Source organism: Sphingosinicella sp., assembly GCF_052387495.1.
GTDB lineage: Bacteria > Pseudomonadota > Alphaproteobacteria > Sphingomonadales > Sphingomonadaceae > Allosphingosinicella.
On record NZ_JBQTJC010000277.1, the window covers coordinates 1 to 3974 of the forward strand.

Genomic DNA, 3974 nt, shown 5'->3' on the forward strand with positions numbered 1-3974 from the left:
TGAACCACCCGCCCGCGAAGGAGGAGCTGAAGCGGCTCTACGACCGCGCCGGGATGACGCCGCGCGAAGGCCTCCGCGCCAAGGAGCAGCTCGCCACGGACCTCGACCTGGTCGAGGGCGCGGTCAGCGACGACGCGCTGCTCGAGGCGATGGTCGAGAACCCGATCCTGATCAACCGGCCGCTGGTCGAGACCGAAAAGGGCGTCGTCCTCGCCCGCCCGCAGGACAAGGTGCGCGAAATCCTTTAGCCTGCCGGCGCGATGCTGGACCTCGATCTGTTGCTCAAGGCCTATGCCATCGGCGTCTTTCCGATGTCCGACGGGCGCGATGCCGAGGACGTTTTTTGGGTCGAGCCCAAAAGGCGGGCGATCCTGCCGCTCGACCGCTTCCACCTCTCGCGGTCGCTGCGCAAGACGCTGCGATCGGTCGCGTTCGAGGTGACGCGGGACCGGGCGTTCGAGCAGGTCGTGCGCCGCTGCGCCGAGCGCGAGGACACCTGGATCAACAGCGCGATCGAGGCGAGCTATGTCGCGCTCCACGATAGCGGCCACGCCCATTCGGTCGAGGTCTGGGCGGAGGGCGAACTAGTGGGGGGGCTCTATGGCGTCCGCCTCGGCGGCGCCTTCTTCGGCGAGAGCATGTTCTCGGAGCGCCCCGATGCCTCGAAGGTCGCGCTCGCCTGGCTGGTCGCGCGGCTCAGGGTCGGCGGCTTCGCCCTGCTCGACTGCCAGTTCATGACCGAGCATCTGAAGAGCCTGGGCGCGATCGAGATCGCCCAGGCCGATTATCTTCAATTATTGTCGGCGGCCTTGGGCTCGGGCTCCGGCGCGGGAGCCGCCGGCGCGGGAGTAGGCGCTGGCGCCGGAGCAGCGTCGTTCGACGCGCTCGACCGGCTGCTCGAGGAGCGCGCCTCGGGCGCGGGCTCGCCGCCGCCCGGATGGGTCATCTCGCAGCTCATCGGCCAGACGTCGTAGATCGGGTGCTCGACGACGTTCAGCGACGGCGTCTCCTTGTAGAGCCAGCCGGAGAAGACCCTTTGATACTGGCCCTGGGCGGTGCGCACGTCGAGCTGGACGAAGGCGCCGGTCAGCCGCTGCACCTCCCAGGGCGCACTCGTCTCGCAAGCGCGCAGGCGAACGATTGCGTCGCCGAGCCGCGCCGCCTGGCCGGGACGCAGGGTGAACTCGCGCATCTGGCCGTTGCGCTTGTTGAGGAGCCGGATCACCGCGCTGCGCTGCGCCATCGGCGTCGTGCCCGGCGCGAGCTGGGTCACGGTCTGCGGAATGTCGACCGTCTCGTTCTCGATCTGGGCGTTGGTCTGCCGGTTCTGCTCGACCGCGCCACGCGGATCGCAGGCGGCCAGCGCCAGCGCGGCCAGGACAAGACTCGAGGCGGCGCGCATCGGCCTCAGTCGGGCGTCCAGGCCTGATAGTCGCCGGTCGCGGCGGCGCGACGTCCGCCCCGTTCGAGCGCGCCCGCCGGGCGATAGGCATCGGGGGTCCCGGTCAGGTTCGCCGTCGGCGCCTTCAGGAATTTGGGCGGCGGCGGCAATGCCTCGTCGGGCACGCCGTCGATCTGCCGGGTGAGCCAGGCATACCATTCGGGCGGGACCCGGCTGACGTCGTTCGATCCCGCATACATCACCCAGCGGCGGCCGCCCTTCTTGCCCTCGAAATAGGCATTGCCAAGATCGTCGGCGCCGACCTTGCGGCCGTTGCGCCAGCTGTAGAGCGTGGTCCCGGTCGTCGCGCCCTCCCACCAGGTGAAGAGATTCTTGAAGAAGCCCATGGCCCCAAGCGCCTAGCGCCGATGCTTGGCCACGCGCAAGCCCGCTGAGGGAGGCGCGGGCTCAGCCGCCTAGGCGCGAGAAGCGGGCCACGAGCTCGACATGGGTGGACCAGCGAAACTGGCCGACCGGCTGGAGCCAGTCGAGCCGGTAGCCGCCCGTCACAAGGATCGCCGCGTCGCGGGCGAAGGTGGCGGGGTTGCAGGAGATGGCGGCGATCGTCGATACCGGCGAGGCGGCGAGCAGGGCCGCCTGCTCCTTCGCGCCGGCGCGGGGCGGGTCGATGGCGACCGCGTCGAACTTCGCCAGCTCGCCCGCGTCGAGCGGGTTGCGGAAGAGGTCGCGGTGATCGACGAAGATCTGGCGCTGTGCGCCGTTCGCGGCTGCCTTGAGCGCCAGCGCGGCGTCGCGCGCGCCCTCCGCGGCATAGACGCGCCCGTCGAGCGCCAGCGCGAACGTGCCGAGCCCGGCGAAGAGATCGGCGACCGCGCCCGCCCCCGCCACCGCCTCGCGCACCGCCGCGACCAAAGCCGCCTCCCCGTCCGCCGTCGCCTGGAGGAAGGCGCCGCGGGGGAGCGGCACCGCGACCCCGCTCAAGGTCACCGTCACCGGCTCCGGCTCCCACAATGTCTGCGGGCCGAGCCCGTCGTCGATCGCCAATCTCGCCAGACCCTGCTCCCGAGCGAAGGCCAGCATCGCCTCGGTCGCCTCGAGCCCGTCGACGCTCACCCCTTCGAGCAACAGATCCACGCCCTGGTCGGCGAGTGACATCGTGATCCCCGCCCGCCCCTTCAGCAACCGCCGCAACGGCGCGGCCAAAGCGAACAGCTCGGGAAGAAGGATATGGCATTCGCGCATGTCGACGATGCGGTGACTGGCTTCGGCGTTGAAGCCGATCAGGCCCCCGGCGGCCTTGAGCGCGGCCCGCCGCCGGCTGCGCGGCGGCGAGAGGTTGGGGGAGCGGATCTCCGCTCTGTCGATGCCCTGCGCGGCAAGCGCCGAGGCAACTCGGTCGACGAGATAATCCCGATAAGCGCCGTCATCGACATGCTGAAGCTGGCAACCGCCGCATTCGGGGAAGTGACGGCAAGGCGGCTCCGCGTGATGCGGGCCGGGCGCGATCGTTCCATCCTCCGCGATTCGGTCGCCCGGCGCGGCCAGTGGCACGAAGCGTCCGCTCTCTGTCACGCCGTCACCGCGCGCGGCGAGGCGAACGACGGTCTCGCCTACGCTCACAACGTGGCGGGGAGCTGGGCGACGAGATCGTCGGCGATCAGGCCCGGCCCGGCCAGCTCGGCGGCGCGGCCGTGGCGCCAGACCGCGGCGCAGGCGGCCTCGAACGGCGGCAGGCCGCGCGCGCGCATCGCGGCGACGATGCCGGCGAGCACGTCGCCCGAGCCCGCGCTCGCCAGCCAGGCCGGCGCCGGCGGGGCGATGGCGGCGCGGCCGTCGGGCGCGGCGACCACCGTGTCCGGCCCCTTGTAGACGATGACGGCGCCGGTCTCGCGAGCGGCGGCGCGGGCGCGCTCGACCTTGCTTCCCTCGCGCTCGCCGAAGAGGCGGACGAACTCGCCGTCGTGCGGGGTGAGGATCGCGCCTTCGAGGCGCGGCATCTCGCGCTCCGCGAGGAGGTTGAGCGCGCCAGCGTCGAGCACCAGCGGGTGGCCGGAGGCGAGCACGGCGTCGAGCAGGCCCTCATCCTCAACCAGGCCGGGGCCGATCAGCAGCGCGCCGATCCTTTTGTCGCCGAGCCGGTCGAGCCGGTCGCCGGGCTTCTGGATCACCGCCGCCGGAACGCCGGGCACATGCGCGCGCGCCTGCAATCGGACGACGCCCGCGCCGGCGCGCATCGCGGCGGCGGCAGCGAGCGCGGCGGCGCCGGCCATCTCGCCGGCGACGATGGTGACCAGCCCGCGCGCATATTTGTGGTCGTCGGGTCCGGGCGGCGCGAGGATCGGCCGCGCGATTTCGGTCAGGCCGCTCCCCGCGGCGATGCCGATGTCGGCGACGACGATCCGGCCCATGTGGCGCGCGGCGGGCTGGAGCAGGTGCGCTGGCTTCAGCGTCTGGAAGGTGACGGTGAGGTCGCAATCGGGGACCGGCGAGAGGATCGCGCCGTCGTCGGCGGCGACGCCGCTGGGCAGGTCGATCGCGACGCGCACCTGGGCGGCGTCCGCCAGTTCGCGCA

5 protein-coding genes and 1 pseudogene are annotated in these 3974 nt (G+C 72.0%); 2 read left to right on the top strand and 4 right to left on the bottom strand.

The window, feature by feature from the left end; genetic code table 11:
• Both ACT4N8_RS15205 and aat read left to right on the top strand, forming a co-directional pair.
• The coding region (locus tag ACT4N8_RS15205; protein WP_444858955.1) for an ArsC/Spx/MgsR family protein at positions 1 to 248 on the top strand (248 nt) is incomplete at its 5' end.
• A 12-nt stretch (positions 249 to 260) separates the two neighbouring features.
• On the top strand, positions 261 to 974 hold the full coding sequence (gene aat / locus ACT4N8_RS15210) for a leucyl/phenylalanyl-tRNA--protein transferase (protein ID WP_444858956.1): 714 nt from the start codon (positions 261 to 263) through the stop codon (positions 972 to 974).
• Positions 975 to 1009: 35 nt separating this feature from the next.
• Here the strand turns inward: aat and ACT4N8_RS15215 are convergent.
• The 4 genes and pseudogenes from ACT4N8_RS15215 to ACT4N8_RS15230 form a co-directional block, all read right to left on the bottom strand.
• Positions 1010 to 1402, bottom strand: a pseudogene (locus ACT4N8_RS15215) (DUF2155 domain-containing protein); the annotation flags it as partial.
• A gap of 5 nt (positions 1403 to 1407) precedes the next feature.
• Positions 1408 to 1788: an NADH:ubiquinone oxidoreductase subunit NDUFA12 gene (locus ACT4N8_RS15220; RefSeq protein ID WP_444858957.1), complete on the bottom strand. Its 381-nt coding sequence runs from the start codon at positions 1786 to 1788 to the stop codon at positions 1408 to 1410.
• Positions 1789 to 1849: 61 nt separating this feature from the next.
• Complete coding sequence (locus ACT4N8_RS15225; RefSeq protein ID WP_444858958.1) at positions 1850 to 2953, bottom strand: class I SAM-dependent RNA methyltransferase; 1104 nt, start codon at positions 2951 to 2953, stop codon at positions 1850 to 1852.
• Positions 2954 to 3018: 65 nt separating this feature from the next.
• Positions 3019 to 3974: NAD(P)H-hydrate dehydratase (locus ACT4N8_RS15230; protein ID WP_444858959.1), on the bottom strand; the 956-nt coding region annotated here is incomplete at its 5' end.